Here is a 16,255-nt window from a genome sequence, read left to right on the forward strand (position 1 = left end):
CTCGCTCCTACTCGCTCACCGGGCCGGAAACAGCGGGGACGTCGGGCTCGGCGCTGCGATCCGGTGGGGTGCCCGCGTCGGCACGGCCGCCCTGGATCTCCACGGCGGCCGGAGTCAGCAACCGGCCGTCGAGCACGTAGCCGTGCTCGACGACCCGGACGACCGTGCGGGGAGCGGCGTCCGGGAACGGCGACTCGCTCACATCGAGCACACCGACGCACTTGTGCCAGGTCGGGTCGAACGCCACCGCACCGACGTCGACGGCGATCCGCACCGCGCCCATCCGGCTCAGCACCGACCGCAGCGTCGCCGCCAGGCCGCGCACATGGGTGGCCACCGTGTCGGGATCGGTGAAGTCGTCGGCGGCGATCATCGCCTCCATCGCGGCCAGCGGCGTGGTCAACTCGGTCACGAGGTCCTTGAGCGTGCGGTAGGCCAGCCCGCCCGCGACCTCCCCGCGCAGCGCGGCGACCTCTCGGCTGAGGTCGACGGACATCGCCTGCTGCGACTGGGCGAGCTGGTTCATCGACGCGACGACCGCGGTGTTGTCGTCGACGACCTCCTCCAACAACTTGGCGATGTGCTCCAAGCGCTGTTCGCTGTCGGTGCGTGTTTCCTGATCCATGTCCGCCTATCCGATCGGGCCGTCGAGAACTGAGTTGGGCGTCATGTCGGCGAAGAACTCTTCCCTGTCCAGATCGGACCGCGGTCGCACGGCGACGCCGCGAGCACGAAGGTGGGCGCTGATCGCCTCGTACAGCACTTCCACCCGGTCGGCGCGATCGGCGAAGATCCCGGCGGCGGCGTCCCGGACGGTGAAGAACCGCAGGTGGGCGTTGTCGCGGTCGTACTGGGCCCGTTTGGCGGGCCGGGCGAGCTCCTCCCCCGCGGTGTTCACCGTCTTCTGGCGCGCTTCCAGCTCCGCGCGCCGGGTCGGCTCGCGGCGTTGCCGCTCCCGCAGCTCGCGGACCAGCGTGTCGCGGGCTTGCCGGATCTCCGCCGCGGTGGCCGTCGGCGAGACGCCCAGGACGGTGTAGAACGACTCGGCACCCAGGTCGATCATGAACATCGCGCACCTACTCCTCGTCCTGCGGAAGTTCCGACTCCGCGGTCCGCAGCTGCTCCAACTGCCTGCCCAGCCGTGCCACGTCGTCGGCGAACTGGGCGCGTTCGGCCATGGCCATCGCCTCGGCCACGGCGGTGATCGCCGCGCGCAGGGCCAGTCGTGCCGCCGCGAGCGCTTTCGGGCCGTAGTCCCGCCGCAGTTCGTCGATCGCCTCGTTCACCCGGGCGGTCGCGGGCTCGGTCAGCTTCTCGATCTTCGCCCGCACCGCTGCCTCGGCCGCCGCCCCGCGGGTCGCGGCGAGTTTCGTCTCGGACTTGACCCGGTCCTCGTCGTCCAGAGCGAGGTCGATGGCGTCACTCAGCAGTTCGATCGCTTCCTGCGCGTGCGCCTCGCCGCCGAGCTGCAGCAGGACATCAGCCATCCCGCGCCGCAAGGCGCCGCTGCGCGGATACCGTTCCAGCGCGCTCCGGGCGGCGGCGATCGTGCGACGTGCGGCATCGGGAGTGCTCGGCGAACGGAGGTGCTCGGGAACGGCGGTCTGGGCGATCTCGTCGACCACGCCCACCAGGACCGGGCGCAGCGAGCGGGCTTCCTCGTCCGCGTCGGCGGCCTGCTGCTCCAGGGCCGCGATCGCCGCGGCGTAGCCTTCGTCCGGCCGCTCGGCGGCCACCAGCGTCCGGCACCACAGCACGGCGAACTCCAGCCTGCCGGGTACGAGCGCGACGCACTCGGCAAGCGCCGCCGCCCGCTGGTCCCACTCCGCCCGCGTACTCGCCTCGGGCTCGTCCCAGTGCACGGCCAGGCTGATCAGATCCCGCTCGAAGATCTCGACCAGGTCGTCATCCTCGCTGATCAACCCCCGCTCGACGCAGATCGGCGTCAGCACGGTCCACGGCAGGGTCAGCTGCCTGCGGGCCATTTCCGCGCCGAGGGCAAGGTGGCGGCCCGACTTCTTGTCGGCCAGCTCCCGGATCATGTTGCGCAGCAACAGTCCGCGCCGAAGCGCCTCGTCGGCGAGCCGCGCCGCCCGTGGCTTCTCCAGATCGTGGTAGACGTCGCGAGCCTGTTCCACGGGATCGCTCACGGCCGCGTGGGCCTCGTTCACCCGCTTGACGACCAGGTCGCGGAACACAGCCACGCCGGACCAGTCCTGTCCACGCAGGGTGCTGTCGACCGACTTGACGAACGCCTCGCGCGCGGCGTCGAGTTCCTCGGCGGTGGCGTTCGGCCGCACACCGAGCAGGTGCGTCGGTGCCCGGAAACTCAGCCGCTCGTTGAGGTAGTAGAGGTCCCACTCCCGCAGCCAGACCTCGACCGTCTCGACGTCGGCGACCCAGGCCGCGAGTTCGGCATCGCTCGGATACGGACTGCTGGAGGGCGCGCAGTGGCGCGACCGGCTTTGCTGGCTCAGCGCCAGGTGCAGCGTCCGCCGGTCGTCGAGCAACAGCGCGAGCTCGCCCGTTCCGGCCGCGTGCAGGTACATCAACTCGGTCAGTCGAGCCCACGCCGGACCGTAGTCGTCGACGGACTTCGTACGAGCGGCAAGCAGCGCCAGGTTCACCGCGGTCGGGACGCGGTGCGCGTCCAGCGCGGCGCACTCCCGCCACAGCAACTGGGCCTCGGCCAGCCGCTCGTCGGCCCACGCGGCGCGGGCCAGACCGTCCAGTACGGACAGCCGCAGCTCACGCACGCAGTCCAGGTCGGGATAGGCGTCCAGCAGCCGCACCATGTCGACCGGCGGCAGGCCGCTGCCGGGTCCATATCGCGAGTAATGCAGCCAGCACACCAGCTCGACGGGTAGCGCTTCGCTGTCGAGCCGCGCGACGGCCAACTTGACGAAGTCCTCCGGAGTCTCCGCCTCGGCCAACTCCAACGCGGCCTCGAGCAGTGCCACGGCCGGGTGATCGATCCCGGTCGGCCCCAGCTTGCGCACGTCGCGTGGGCTGTCACCGGCCACCAGCAGCATCACGCAGGCCACGGCGAACTCGGCGACGGCCGAGCCGTCACGTGCCCGTGTCTCGCCCGCCTTCAGATGGGCGGTGATCTGCCCGCGCTGCGGCTTCGCCCGCGCGAGTTGCTCGACCAGCGACACCTGCCAGACGTCCGGGGCGCTGCGGTTGGCGGCGCGGGTCTTGGCTTCGCGCGCCGGCTTGGCGTCCGGTTTGCCGTCGGTTCCCTGACGCCGCACCAGTTCGTCGAACGCGGCGACGGCAGCGGGAAGTTTGTCGGGCTCTCCGGAGTTGAGCGCGGTGAGCAGGGACTGCCCGATGTCGCGCTCCTCCTTGCCCAGTTCCAGCAGTGCCAGAGCGAGCAGCAGATGCAGGCGGCGGCTGCCGGGCGCCATGCGCAGCGCCTGCCGGTACTCCGCGAGCGCTGCCCGGTGCTTGCCCGCCTTGTGCAGGAGCCTGCCGAGGTGCAGGTTGAGCTTGGGCAGGAAGGGATCCTGGACGATCGCCGCCCGCAGCCGGGCGATGGCCTCGTCCCGGTCGACGTCGGGATCCACCGCCAGCCGGAACTCCGCTTCCGCGATCGCCAGCCGGACCTGTGGCGTCGGTTCCTGGTCGCGCAGTGCGGCCAGTGCGTCGAGCAGCGCATCCCGCGCTCGCACCATGCTCATTCGATGTCCTGGTACAACTCGACTTTGCCCGGCCTGCACACCGCGATCCAGCGCCCGTCCACCGAGATCGCGCCCGCCACCGCGTCCGGCCAGCGCATCCGCTCGGCGTCGCGACGCCAGTAGCCGCATCCACCGTCCACAGCAGACGTCAGATGGTGGTCGCCGACCGTGGCGAGCACCTCCACTCCCGGCGGAAACGCCGCGATGCACGCGTGCCGGTCCGCCTCGTCGACACGCCACACCTCCACCGACCGCGGCGGACCGGACGCGACCAGCAGCGTGCACTCCCCCGGCGAGGACCCCGGCACCAGCCGCATCCCGCCCGGCTTGGGCTCCGGCACACCGATCGCGCCGTCCACCCGCAGACTCGTGAGCGCGTCGTCGGTCAGGATCACCAGCCTGCTGCCCGCGTAGGCCACGTCCGCGGCCATCGCGATGCCCGGCATGTCCGAGACTCGCCGCCTGCCCGCGTAGATCGACAACCCACCGGCCAGGTCGGCGACTGCGAAGCGTTCGCCGTTGTCCGCCACCGCGATCCGGTGGACGCCCGCTTTGACCTCGAGCAGTTCCTCCTGGGTGCCGTCGTCGGAGAACCGCGACAGGCCGTGTTTCCACGAACCGGCGACCACGTCGTCACCGATCAGCCGCAGGTCTCCGATCGCTCCGTCGAGCTTGCCCGAGGCGACCAGCGCACCGTCGGCGAAGTAGCGCACGGTGCCGTCCCAGCCGCCAACCGCGATCCGGCCACGGCCGATGTCGACTCGGCGTACAGCGATCGATCCGGTGTCGCGCCACACCACGTCGGTGTCGTCGAGGATGACCAGGGTGTCGGTGCCCGACTCCCAGACAAGGACCAGGCCTTCGCCCAACGGCCACGCTTGCCTGGCGTCGACCGGATACGAGCCCACCAGGACCAAGCCCTGATCGACGGCGGGTGCCGCGCCCTGCGTGACGATGCCCTGCTGCTTGCGGTATGCCCGGTTGACCGATGCCAGGTTCGGCGTGGCGGGCAGGCGCAGGCAGGCAGCTTCGAGGATGGCGCACGCCCTGGGCGCCGTGGCGCATCCGGCGAGTTTGTCGAGCACGCCGCCCGGATCGGCCGCCAGCCCGGAGGTTTCGCCGTCGACAGCAAGGTATTCGCCGGTGAGCAGGTAGTGCAGGACCAGCCGCAGCGCGGCCACGTCCGACTTCGCGGTGAGGGGAGCGCCCGCACGCTGCTCGGGGCTGGCGAACAGGAACGAGTTGAGCCTGCCCTCCGCCGCGTCGGGCTCGCTGCCGATGCACAGCACGCGAACGGTCCCGAACGTCCCGACGATCACGTTGGCAGGTCTGAGGTCGCCGTGGAAGATCGGGGGCTCCGCGGCGTGGAAGGTGCACAGTGCCCGTGCCATACCCAGGCACAGCTCGTACGCCGCGCGCGGCGGCAGTGATCCGTCGTGGTACTCGGTGATGGCCTGCCCACTGACCCCGTCGACCACCGGCAGCACCAAGAACAGGCACTGCCGTTCGCCGTCGACGACCACCGTGCCAGCGTCGATCGGGGAGACGATGTTCATGTCGCTGAGCCGCCTGAACCGCTCGACTTCCGCGAAGAACGCGTCGTCGCGGTCCGCGGCGACGCCGACCAGGTTGATCGACACCGGCCGGTCGTGCACCGTGTCGTGGCCAGGATGCAGCGGACCATGGCTGTTGCGGCTCACGGGCCCGTCGGTGATCAGGTAGTCGGTGTCGGGTATGCGCCTGCCCGCGGCGGTTCGCGGCAGCCGGTCGAACACCTCGGCCAGCACGTCCGGCGCCTTGAGCTCCGGAAACGTCCACGCGGTCAGCTCACGCCACGCCGCGAGCGCGGTCACCAGCGACGAACGGGTGACCGCGAAACCGTCGATCTCATCGCGCACGGCGAAATTGCCCAATGACTGCATGGTCGCCAGGGCAGCGACGATCTCACCGGGCAGCTTGCCGGAGACGATCAACTGCCCGATGATCAGATCGAGCGTCGCGTTCGACGGCAGCTCACCGATCTCCCTGCGGTACAGGAACTTCGACAACGCTTCGTTCGCCCGCCGGATCTGGAACAGCGTGACGTCCGGCTCGGCGGACTGGAACGGCGCCTCGCACAGTTCGGCCAGGTTGTCCGGTTCCACCGGCATCGGCCGCTTGATCAGTTTGGTGATGCGTTGGAAGGTGCGGTCGTAATTGCGCTGGTCGGTCAGGTCGCTGACGGTCAGGTGCTTGACGTCGTCCGGCACGGCAAGCGTCATCGGCTTGAAACGCACCAAGATCGTGCGGGCCGTGTCGCCCGCGGGATCGCGATGAGAACTGTTACGCAGCTCGAACGTGGTCCACGGACGTCGCACATACTCGTCGGTCAGGCACGCGATTGTGTGCGTCGACTGCTTGATGGCGTCGGCGATCTGCTTCTTCAGCGCCGGACCACCGTGCATGTCCTGGTCGTAGAACCAGACCTTGAGGCCGTTGAGCTTCAACAGCTCAATGAATGGCGCCACGACATCACGGTCCGCACTGGCGTAGCTGACGAAAACGTCGTAATTGTCACGACTGTCGTCGTTGGTTGTCGCCAACTAGTCGATACCTCCAGACGAGCGACACGGCGCGCCATCCTTCGATCGAGCGTCGGCCTGACAATCGCAGAATGGGCGCTACTCGTTCGCGGTTCCACCGTAGTTCACCCGATCGGCGGCGGCACATAAGCCCACAATGATCAAATTCCGGGGCGACGACGCTGCTCACTCCTGATCGGTCGCACTGAGCTTGGCCATCCACCCCTCGTTCTGAATGGAGATCACCCGCTCGCATGCCAGCACGAACTGATCATCACCCATTTGGCTCGCACCGGTGGCGGCACGATGGGTGGCCAGCCGTTCCAGTTCGTCCGCGGTCCGGGTGAATTCGATCTGCTGGTACTCGTACCGCGCGGCGCCCGCGTGTGCCGCGACGGCAGTCGCGAGCGTGGTGAGAATCCCGATCCAGGCCGAAGTACTCGCAGATGGGAACACCACGACGGCAGCGGCGAGGGCGGCGCCGACGGCGCTGACCGTCACCTCCAGCAAGCGCGCGAACCGCACCCGGCGAGCCATCTCACGGGCTTTCGGACGGTAGTAGCCGGTGATCTGGTGCGCGACGCGGACCTCGGCATACGTATCGACATCCCGCACCCGCGGCAGCGGACGATCAACCGAATCGGTGCCAGTGGTGTGCTTGACGATATCCGCGGTGTCCGCCGTGAGAGCGTCAAGGCGTTCCAACGCGACCCGATCGCGGTCCTCGTTGTGAAACGGTGTGACACCGGCGAGATAGCAGTACACATCTGCCTTGATGCCCTCGGATACCGACCGCGCCCGTGTCCAATCCCGAACCACCTGCGGCGACGAGCCCAAACTCGCGAACGAAGCCAATGCGAGTACCACGGCCGCACACGCGGCGAGCACACGTCCCACTGTTGTTTGCTGATCCAGAACTTGCGATGACGCTGTGCCCAGCACTGCGCCCGCCATGATCAGCAACAGAGCGGCGACTCGCGAACGGGTGATTCTGGCTTTCAGCCGATCGGCCGACTGGGACCAAATGTTCTGTCGTTGCCACAGCAGGGTGACGGCAGTCGCCGAAAGTGTCATGCGCATATCTATACCGTCGTCGTGGCCGCGATGAGGTCGGCGTATCCCTGTTCGTTGCATTGGGTATATTCACCGAATGGCCCGACCACCGGTGACCGGCCAACGACACGATCAGGGTGCGCAAAAGCAAGCCGCTTCACCGGCGCTACGTGGCATCGGTCCCCGAGGATCCGCGGCGGCGAACCCAGCCGTCGAAGTCCAGAGGCCGCGGCACAGTCCCCAACGCGACCCGTGCGGCATCGGGTGCACGCACCTCCAGTCGGAATCGGGTGCACAGCAGATAGGCCAGCAGCACCAGCTGAACGCTCCCCAGCCCGGCGCCGATGCAAGCGGTAGGCGCCCACCCGAACGGCACGTAGTAGTGCCCACCAGGCGGACGGTGCTCCGCCCCAGCCGCCCACCGGTTCGGGTCGAACGTGTCCGGGTCGGACCAATGCCGCTCGTCGTGGTTGACCAGATAAGGGCTGACCAGGTAGTGCTGGCCCACTGTGAGCCGGTTGGCGCGAACCACCAGAGGCACCCGGGCGCTCCGGGTCATCAGCAGCGGCGCCGACCACATCCGCAGCACCTCTTTCACGAACTGGTGCGCTGTCGGCGCGGATCTGGTGCCAGTCCGGTACAACTGCTCGACGGAACCGGCCGCGAACTCCTCCATTAGCGTGGTTGCCCATTCGGGGCGTGTGGCCAGTTCGTACATCAGGCAACTGGCGGCCGCGCCCGGTGGCCCGGCGATCGCGGTCAGGACCGTCGTCACCGCCTCCAGCGCCCGGTCCGGGCCGAGCAACGGCAGCAACCGGTCCACGATGGGCTGCGTGAGGTCGACGCGGGTGCGCCCGCCCCGCGCCCGGCGGCGAATCTCTTGGCGCACAACCCGGCCGGTGTGCAACTGGGCGACGACCGCCTGCCACTTCTGCCTGCGGGACTGACCACCAGGGCCCGCGTCCAGCCGGGTCAGCTTCGCGATCGCGTCACGCCCGAGCCAAGCCCGCTCCGAAGAGGACAGTCCGTCGAGCACGACGGGAACCAAGGCGCGGAACATCACCTCGTGGGACAGCCACACGAAATCCACGTGCTGATCGCGGCGGTTGTCCAGTATCCGCGCCATGCGCCCGGCCAGTGCGCGCAACTGGCTCTCTCCGCTGAGCACCCGCATCTGGGACAGCCACAGCGAACGCACCTGCCGCCACGACACGGCCGGGCTGCGGCGGCCGAGGATCTGGTCGACAAACCGGTTCGGCAGCGTCAGATCGGCGAAGTTCTCGGCGTTGGCCTGGCTCGCCGCGTCGGCGTCGAACACCATCAGCCGCCCGTCGCCGTGCCAGAACACACCGCCGTGCTCGGCATTGGGCGCACGCAGGTTCGCCAGCAGATCCGGGTCTTCGCGACCGGTCATCATGTGCCTCCCCAAAGGTGGAGAGCGTGAGGCCACGCTCCCCACCGGCACCGATCAGATGTGGTGGTACACGTACCAGCGGTACTGGGAATCACTCTTGCGAATGTTGAGTGCCACCAGTGCGGCGTGGATGATCTTGGCCATGTTCACCTCCCTCCACCCGTGCGGGCACCGTTCGTGCACAGGGTGAAGTCCGGTGGTGCGAGCGCGGCCGCGATGTGCGGCCGGTGCCGGTGGGCGTCGACCCGCCACCGCTCGGCTGGTGGTAACAGCCGCAGGACGTCTTCGACCACCTGTACCGCCAAGCCTGCCGCCACGCAGGTGTGGGCGCCCCAGCCGAACGGGATGAACGCCTCCGCGCCGCCCCGCGGCACACCGGCCGACCACCGCGCTGGGCGGAACTCACCGGGGTCGGGCCAGAAGCGGCTGTCGCGGTGCACGAGATAGCTGCACACCACCACTTCGTCCGAGGTCGTGACCTCGGTTCCCACCAGACGGTGGGGTTCGACCGGGAAGCGGCCGAAGTTCCAGGCCACCGGCCACAGCCGCAACGCCTCACGCACCACACCGGCCAGGTCACCATCCGCTTCTGGTTCGGTGCCCAGCAGGTACACCGACCAGCCCAACAGGAAACCCGTCGAGCCCGTGACCGCGAACAGCAAGGACAGGAACACTTCCGCCAGCCGCACCAAATCCGTGCGCGAGGAACCGTCCGGTGTGGCGGCGGCGAGGACGTCCAGCAAGTCGGCCGGTTCCCGCACGCCCCGGGCGCGCCGCCGCGACAGCTCTCCGGCCAACGCACGGCGGACCCTGCCCCGCAGCACAGCCCGCGACAGCACCGACCGCCGGTCTCGCGCACCAGCCAGCACCGCATACCGGACCACCTGGTCGACGAGCAGGCGCAGTTCGCCCTCCGGCACCAGCACGTCACGGAAACAGCGGTACAGGAACAGGTTTCCCGCGTCCGGCCATCGGCTCTCCGGCCCGATCTCCCGCTCGACGGCCGCCGCCAGCCGGTCCGACTGGGCAATCCAGTGGTCGCGCACCAGGTTCCGCGCCGCACGACCGATCTCCTGCTGCGCCGAGCGCGGCCCGAGGATCCCCTTGCTGGTCTGGAAAAAGTCGGAATGCTCCCGGTACCGCGACCCGGTGTTGGCGAGAACCGCTTTCGCCTCAGCTGGTTCGGCCACGTAGAGCACGCCCGGCCGACGCCGGAAGACCGACCCGTGACGGGCACGAAGATCGGCGAGCGTCTCCAGTTCGTCCACGTGTTCGTCCCGCCTGACCGGTTTTCACGGACCACAGAAGCTTTGCGCTGTGTGTGCTGCCAGGGCAAGCCACCGAATGGCGGGCCTCTTCCGAGAAGTGTTGGAATCCGGTACTCCAACCGCCGGAAGGGTTTTCCGGCCCACCGGCCCGACAGGCAACGGTCAAGACTGCCACGGATCATTGGGCCCGCCGCATAACACTGTCGATGTGGACGCCCGGTGACGGATCGGGCAGTTCGACTGGGGGTTCGGTGGTGCCCGGTTCCGCGGTCCATGAGCAGATCGCCCAGTCTGTCGGCGATCTCCTGCACCTTCACGGCGTCGCGGGCGCGTAGTACCTGATCCAGTTCGGCGACCTGACCGTGCTCACCGACCCCGTCGAAGCCGCCCGCCGCCTCGTCCCCGACGTCCCGGTCAGGGTCATCAGCCCCGGAGAACCGCTGACCGTGGCCCCCTGACCTCACATGCGATCCACGGGCCACGTGCGGTATCGACGTTCCTGACTGTCAGCGATTGTCCGTGACCCTGTGGCCGGAGACAACGGGCAACACCTGTCGTGGCGGGCTTCTCTACCCGACTGTGGAGTCATGACAACACATGTGACCAGCGCCGCTCCACCTCGCATTGACGTCTCCTCCACACGCCCTGGTGACGATACGGGGATGGCGACGGAGACGAACTGTGCGTTCTGTGCCATCTCGGCCGGGCAGGGGCCAGGTGAGACTGTGGTCGTGCGGGAGTGGCCGGACGCGGTCGCGATCCGTCCTCGTAGTGGTGGGGTGGCCGGTGGCCACGTGTTGGTCCTGTCACGGGTACATGTCCCGGATGCCGGGGCGAATCCGGCCGTGACCGCGGCCGTGATGGTCCGTGCGGCTGAGGTGATGGCCGGATTCCCCGCCGCGAACTTGATCACGTCGAAGGGTGGCTGCGCGACTCAGACGGTCTTCCACCTCCATGTGCACGTGGTACCCCGGCAGGCCGACGACGGCCTGCCGCTGCCGTGGACCCCTCAGCAGCAGGCTCGTGCGGCCCGGAGGGCCTGCATGGGTGACGTATGAGCACACACCAACGGCTGCATCGTACACGCCGCGCTCTCGCGACTGCTCCGCTTGTGTTGTGTGGTCAACAAACCGGCGCGTGCAGCGCCATCGTCAACCGCGGCTGCAGTTCACGCACCATTCGATGCGACTGCCATCGGCCCAGCGTGCGCGCCAGCCGACGCAGGTCGTATCGGATGGTGGCCGAGTCGACAAGCTCGGCGATGTCCAGAACGTCCCCTGACAACGCGCAGGCATGATCGATCTCACCGGCCGCGGCGTGCGCCAGCGCCTGTCGGGCACCGAAGCGGGCGCGCGCACGCCGGGCTGTCCCCGGCAACCGGGCCATCTCCTGGTCGAGGGTTTCGGCCGCCTGCGCCGGGCGGCCGAGATCGTACAGGCACCATCCGGTCACCATCGGCCCGATGGCCGACACCGCGGTCGTCCCCAGTGCCATGCCGTCAGTTCCGTCGGCGGACGCGGCATCCAGGAGTTGCTCGGCGTGATCCAGCGTCGCACGGCAGCGGCGCTCGTCACCAGCCAGGGCATGTCCTTGCGCTTCGCGTAACGCGGCCATGCCGCGGATCCGGGCGGGCGCCTTCGTATCCGTCTGTGTCCGGTGCGCCAGCCCGATCGTCTGCGTCGCGTCTTCCTGGTAGAGAGCGATCAAAGCGTGTCGCACCCGGCTGTGCGCGGCGAGATCGACGTCGCCTGCCGCGATGGCCATGTCCACGGCGGTGTCCGTCCACCACATCGCAGCGCGGTCGTTGCCGGCTTCCTGGGTCATCCACCCCACGTACTCCGCGTACCGCGACGCCAACCGCAAGAACCGTGCTCGCATCGGCGGCCGTGCCACACCTGCGATGCCGCGCAGTGTGTGAGTCTGCGCGATCAACGCCGGGAGCACCACGGCCGGGCTCATGATCTGCCCGAACTGCCGGTGTTGCCTGAAACTCGCCTCGAAGGCGGCGACGGTCGTTTCCTGGCTTGCCGCCACGAACGCGCGGCTCTGGTCGAGTCCGAACGTGAGCATGGCCGCGCCGGGCGTCGGGACGTCCCCGCGCCGGGTCGGGCTGAACCTGGTAGAGCCGTCCGGCTCCAGATTCATCGTCCACACCTCCCCGATTCGTGCCTCGTCCCGGCCGGTCGTTCGAGCAGCGCGACGAGTTCGCCGCACGCCCCCAGCGCGGCGTCCCAACGAGTGCCGACAGCGACCATCCAGCGGCCAGTCGAGTCCGTCGTGACTGTTCTGCCACCATTCTGTACCGCTCGTCCACGCGTCCCCCACCCGTTGCCCGTTTCCCAGCCGCCAAGTCGACGGTCAACCCCTCCCACGGCTTCTCCTCGCTCGCGCATCCTGGACAGACATCGGCAGCGAGGAACAGAGACGGCCGTCAGAAGTGGTCAAGTAGGTCGCGGAACGCGTGCACGGTGAGGATTCGGTCATCTGATTCGTCCACCTCGTCGTGTTCCAGCACCCAGGTGTGCGGATGCGGGATGAACACGGCGTTCAGGCCGGCCGCGCGCGCGGGCCGGATGTCCGACCGCGGCGAGTTGCCGATCATCCACGTGTCGGCCACGTTCAACTGGTACTGGTCGATCAGGGTGTGATACGTGCCGATGTGTTTCTCGGCCACGATGTGGATCCCGGCGAACTTGTTCGCGATGGTGGACGAGTCGACCTTGCGCTGCTGCTCCTCCGCGTTGCCCTTGGTCAGCATCAGCAGCTCGTGCCGTTCGCCGAGCTTGTCGAGCGTCTCCGGCACATCGGGCATCAGCTCGATCTCGTAGTTGACCAACGCCGCGGCGAGCTGGTCGATGGTGGCGTGTTCCTCGTCGGTGGGCGGGCGTTCCTGGAGCTTCTCGAAACATTCCCGCAGGCTGAGCAACAGCATCTTCGTGCCGTAGCCGTGCGTCACCGCGTTGGCTCGTTCGATGTCGTCGAGCACCTGGCGGACTTCTGCCCGGCTCAGCGTCGGGTGATCCACCCACTCCAGGTAGTCCGCGATGACCCGCTCGAACAGGATGTTGTTCTCCCAGAGCGTGTCGTCCGCGTCGAAGATCAGGACCTGCCGCGACATCCCCATTGCGCCGACGTTAGCAAACACTCTCGAACAGCGCGCCGACCCGTGCGTCGTAGTCGCTGCTCACGCGGAACGCCTTCGCCGCCAGCGCGGTCCGGGATTCGACCGGGACTTCACCCCGGTTGAGCGCGGCGATCACGTCCGGGTAATCCGCCGGATCGGTCAACGGAATCACATGCGCGCAGTTCTTGGCGGCCGCCCGGAGCATCGCCGGGCCGCCGATGTCCACCGCGTCCTGGAAGTCGGCGAGGCTCGTGGCGCGGTCCGGCAACGCGCCGAAATTGCAGCACACCAAATGAATCCGGCGGATGTCGGCGGCCTGGAGCTCAGCGAGATCGGCCGGGGTGTCCCTGGCGAGGATCCCGGCCATCACGGACACCGTGAGGGCCTTCACCCGACCGCCGAGCAGCGCGGGGATCCGGGCGAGGTCCGAGATCCGGCCCACGTCCCGGCCGATCGCCCGGTGCGTGCCGTCGGACGCGGCGATCTCCCAGCCGAGCTCGAGCAATCCTCCCGCGAAATCGCCGATTCCCGTTTTGTCGCTGACGCTGAGGATGGCGATCACGCTGACCGTCGCTTTGCGATCGCGATCTCCACGACCTGCACGGCACGGCACCCGGCGTCCCTGTCGTCCACAATCCCTCCCCAGGGATCACTGCCGATCCGCGAATTCGTCCGCAGCCATCCCGGAATCACACAGGGCGAGCGGACCCATATTCCAAATCGACACTATCCGACCGCCGTAATGCGCTCAAGAGTATCGGCGGCCAGGAGCGATGTCGACCCCATCAGCCTAACTCCGACCACGGTGGGTGATGCCGATCATCGCAGTTGCGCCAACCGGGTCAACTGGTCCCGGAATCACCAGAGAATAGTCATGGTCGCGGGGCGTCACAGCTTTCGGGAGCTCTGCGCTGGAGGCTAGATTGACACGTGATCGCCGCGCAGTGCCGACAGGAGTGATCATGGACCGCTCATTCACTCGCGAGCAGGACGAGTTGCGCGACACGGTACGCCGCTTTCTCGCGGACAGGTCTCCGGAGGGTGCGGTACGTCACCTGATGGCGTCAGCGGACGGCTACGATCCGGCAGTCTGGAAGCAACTGACCGAGCAACTGGGCCTGACCGCCATCGCGATCCCAGAGCAGTACGGCGGTGCCGGGTACTCCTATGCCGAACTCGTGATCGTTTTCGAGGAAATGGGCCGGGCGCTACTCTGCGCACCCTACTTCGCGACTGTGGCCATGGCGGCGAACCTGCTTCTGGCAACACCGGATGAATCCGCGAAACGGGATTTCCTGCCGGTCATCGCCAACGGCTCAGTCATCGCCACCGTGGCGTTGGCCGAAGAACGGGGACGCTGGGGCGAGGCCGAAATCACCCTCGAAGCGACCAGCACAGCAGCGGGTTGGCGGCTGACCGGCGAAAAACACTACGTCGTGGACGGCCACACCGCGGACCTGGTGCTGGTGGTCGCCAGGGCGGCGACCGGCGTGTCGATCTTCGCGGTCTCCCGAGGCGACGGCGGCTACACGGCCACGCCGTCGGAAACCCTTGACCAGACCCGTAAACTCGCCCGCCTGTCCTTCGACGGCACACCGGCCCGCCTGGTCGGGGAAGTCGGCAAGGGCTGGCCCGCCGTGCGGCAGATGCTGGATCTCGCGGCCATCGCACTGGCCGCCGAGCAAGTCGGCGGCGCCCAGAAAGTACTGGAGATGTCGGTCGAATACGCCAAGATCCGCGTTCAGTTCGGCCGCCCGATCGGCAGCTTCCAGGCGATCAAGCACAAGTGCGCGGACATGCTCGTCGCCGTGGAATCGGCGAAGTCCGCAGCCTACTACGCAGGCTGGGCGGCCGCCGAGAACAGCCCGGAAACGGCGGTGGCGGCCAGCCTTGCCAAATCGTACTGCTCCGAGGCCTACTTCCAGGCCGCGGCGGAGAACATCCAGATCCACGGCGGCATAGGATTCACATGGGAGCACCCGGCCCACCTGTATTTCAAACGCGCGAAAAGCAGCGAGCTGCTGTTCGGCGACGCCGCCTACCATCGTGAGCAGTTGGCCAAGCGGATCGGCATCTGACTCGGAGGTGAGAGATGCTCGCCCAGTTCCGGCGAGAAATCCGCGAATGGATCCGGCGGACCGCGCACGACGGCGAATGGGAACGCAGTCTGCTGGCAGCGAACATGATCTGCCCAGGTTGGCCACCCGCCCACGGAGGTTCCGGCCTGAGCCCGGCCGAGGTGTTCGTTTTCGAAGAGGAATGCGCGAAGGCCTGCGTCCCCCTCATCCATCGCGGCGTCGGTGAGCACCTCGTCGGCCCCGCCATCCTGCAGCACGGAACCGCCGACCAGAAAGCACGGTTCCTCCCCCGGATCATCTCCGGCGCAGACCGCTATTGCCGAGCCTATTCCGAGCCCGACCACGGCTCCGACCTGGCATCGGCAACGACCCACGGTGCACGAACAGGCGACGACCTGGTGATCCACGGCCACAAGACCTGGGTCGCCGGAGCGGCCGAGGCGAACATGCTGTGCCTCCTGTGCGAAACCGGTGGAGAAGTCTGCCTCGTCCTGGTCCCGATGACCGGCGAGATCCAGATCCGGCCGACACCCGCGATGACTGGATCGCCCGAGTTCCACGAGGTGTTCCTGCACGGCGCCCGCGTCCCCCGCACCCACGTCATCGGCGGCGTAACCGGCAGCTGGCCCCCAGCCATGACGGCAGCGAACCCCAGCGGCCTGGCCGCGGCCAACGCGAAGTTCGAAGCAGAATTCTGGGAACTCGTCCGGGAAGCCCGCAAGACCGGCCGCGCCGACGACCCCGGCGTCCGTGAGCGCCTGGCCTGGGCCTACAGCAGAATCGCCTTGATCCGTGCCCACACCATGCGCCTGGTCACCGCGATGTCGGCGGGCGAGAACACCGTCGCCCTCCAAGCCACCGAACGCCTGCTCACCACCGAGTTCCGACGCCACTTCGGCGAGATCGCCATCGACATCGCCGGTCCAGCCACCACGGTCCAGCCCGACGAGCACTCGACCACCTGGCAAACCCTGTTCCTGTCCAGCCGAGCGGCCACCATCGACCCCCACACGAGCGAACTCCGCCGGACCGCGATAGCCGAAGAGATCCTGCACCTGCCCACATCCGAGTGAC

General features: G+C 68.1%; 13 protein-coding genes. 3 read left to right on the plus strand and 10 right to left on the minus strand.

From position 1 onward, the window contains the following. Nucleotides 1–7: 7 nt before the first annotated feature. From ALI144C_RS31735 to ALI144C_RS31765, 7 genes are all read right to left on the minus strand, one after another. On the minus strand, nt 8–625 hold the full coding sequence (locus ALI144C_RS31735; protein ID WP_076990845.1) for a nucleotide exchange factor GrpE: 618 nt from the start codon (nt 623–625) through the stop codon (nt 8–10). Between the two features lie 6 nt (nt 626–631). After that, a complete protein-coding gene (locus ALI144C_RS31740) occupies nt 632–1,069 on the minus strand; it encodes a DnaJ domain-containing protein (protein WP_076990846.1) in 438 nt (145 codons plus the stop codon). A gap of 7 nt (nt 1,070–1,076) precedes the next feature. Continuing rightward, nucleotides 1,077–3,683, minus strand: coding sequence for a tetratricopeptide repeat protein (locus ALI144C_RS31745; protein ID WP_143230990.1), 2,607 nt, complete (start codon nt 3,681–3,683; stop codon nt 1,077–1,079). Continuing rightward, a complete protein-coding gene (locus ALI144C_RS31750) occupies nt 3,680–6,265 on the minus strand; it encodes a TIR domain-containing protein (protein WP_076990848.1) in 2,586 nt (861 codons plus the stop codon). The genes ALI144C_RS31745 and ALI144C_RS31750 overlap by 4 nt, the downstream gene beginning before the upstream one ends. Nucleotides 6,266–6,430: 165 nt before the next feature. Next, a complete protein-coding gene (locus ALI144C_RS31755; protein WP_083753557.1) occupies nt 6,431–7,378 on the minus strand; it encodes a DUF4231 domain-containing protein in 948 nt (315 codons plus the stop codon). Nucleotides 7,379–7,463: 85 nt separating this feature from the next. Further along, nucleotides 7,464–8,711: a cytochrome P450 gene (locus ALI144C_RS31760; protein WP_083753593.1), complete on the minus strand. Its 1,248-nt coding sequence runs from the start codon at nt 8,709–8,711 to the stop codon at nt 7,464–7,466. Nucleotides 8,712–8,857: 146 nt separating this feature from the next. Beyond that, entirely contained in the window at nt 8,858–9,979 is a 1,122-nt protein-coding gene (locus tag ALI144C_RS31765; RefSeq protein WP_143230991.1) for a cytochrome P450, read from the minus strand. Nucleotides 9,980–10,641: 662 nt separating this feature from the next. Here ALI144C_RS31765 and ALI144C_RS31770 point away from each other — a divergent pair. Further along, entirely contained in the window at nt 10,642–11,037 is a 396-nt protein-coding gene (locus tag ALI144C_RS31770; protein WP_083753558.1) for an HIT family protein, read from the plus strand. A gap of 64 nt (nt 11,038–11,101) precedes the next feature. On the opposite strand, the gene ALI144C_RS31775 is transcribed toward ALI144C_RS31770, so the two are convergent. The 3 genes from ALI144C_RS31775 to ALI144C_RS31785 all read right to left on the minus strand — a co-directional run bounded on the left by ALI144C_RS31775 (nt 11,102) and on the right by ALI144C_RS31785 (nt 13,665). Further along, nucleotides 11,102–12,124 carry a hypothetical protein gene (locus tag ALI144C_RS31775; RefSeq protein WP_076990851.1) on the minus strand — a complete coding sequence of 341 codons (1,023 nt, stop codon included), beginning with the start codon at nt 12,122–12,124 and terminating at the stop codon, nt 11,102–11,104. Nucleotides 12,125–12,410: 286 nt separating this feature from the next. Beyond that, entirely contained in the window at nt 12,411–13,103 is a 693-nt protein-coding gene (locus ALI144C_RS31780) for an HAD family hydrolase (protein ID WP_076990852.1), read from the minus strand. Between the two features lie 10 nt (nt 13,104–13,113). After that, the gene (locus ALI144C_RS31785) at nt 13,114–13,665 is read right to left on the minus strand and encodes a phosphoribosylaminoimidazolecarboxamide formyltransferase (RefSeq protein ID WP_076990853.1); all 552 of its coding nucleotides are present in this window, start codon (nt 13,663–13,665) and stop codon (nt 13,114–13,116) included. A gap of 400 nt (nt 13,666–14,065) precedes the next feature. Here ALI144C_RS31785 and ALI144C_RS31790 point away from each other — a divergent pair, with 400 nt between their 5' ends. Beyond that, on the plus strand, nt 14,066–15,181 hold the full coding sequence (locus ALI144C_RS31790) for an acyl-CoA dehydrogenase family protein (protein ID WP_076991014.1): 1,116 nt from the start codon (nt 14,066–14,068) through the stop codon (nt 15,179–15,181). Nucleotides 15,182–15,195: 14 nt separating this feature from the next. Beyond that, a complete protein-coding gene (locus ALI144C_RS31795) occupies nt 15,196–16,254 on the plus strand; it encodes an acyl-CoA dehydrogenase family protein (RefSeq protein ID WP_076990854.1) in 1,059 nt (352 codons plus the stop codon). The last annotated feature ends 1 nt before the right edge of the window (nt 16,255 follow it).

Origin of the sequence: Actinosynnema sp. ALI-1.44 (genome assembly GCF_001984155.1) — a bacterium.
Classification (GTDB): domain Bacteria; phylum Actinomycetota; class Actinomycetes; order Mycobacteriales; family Pseudonocardiaceae; genus Kibdelosporangium.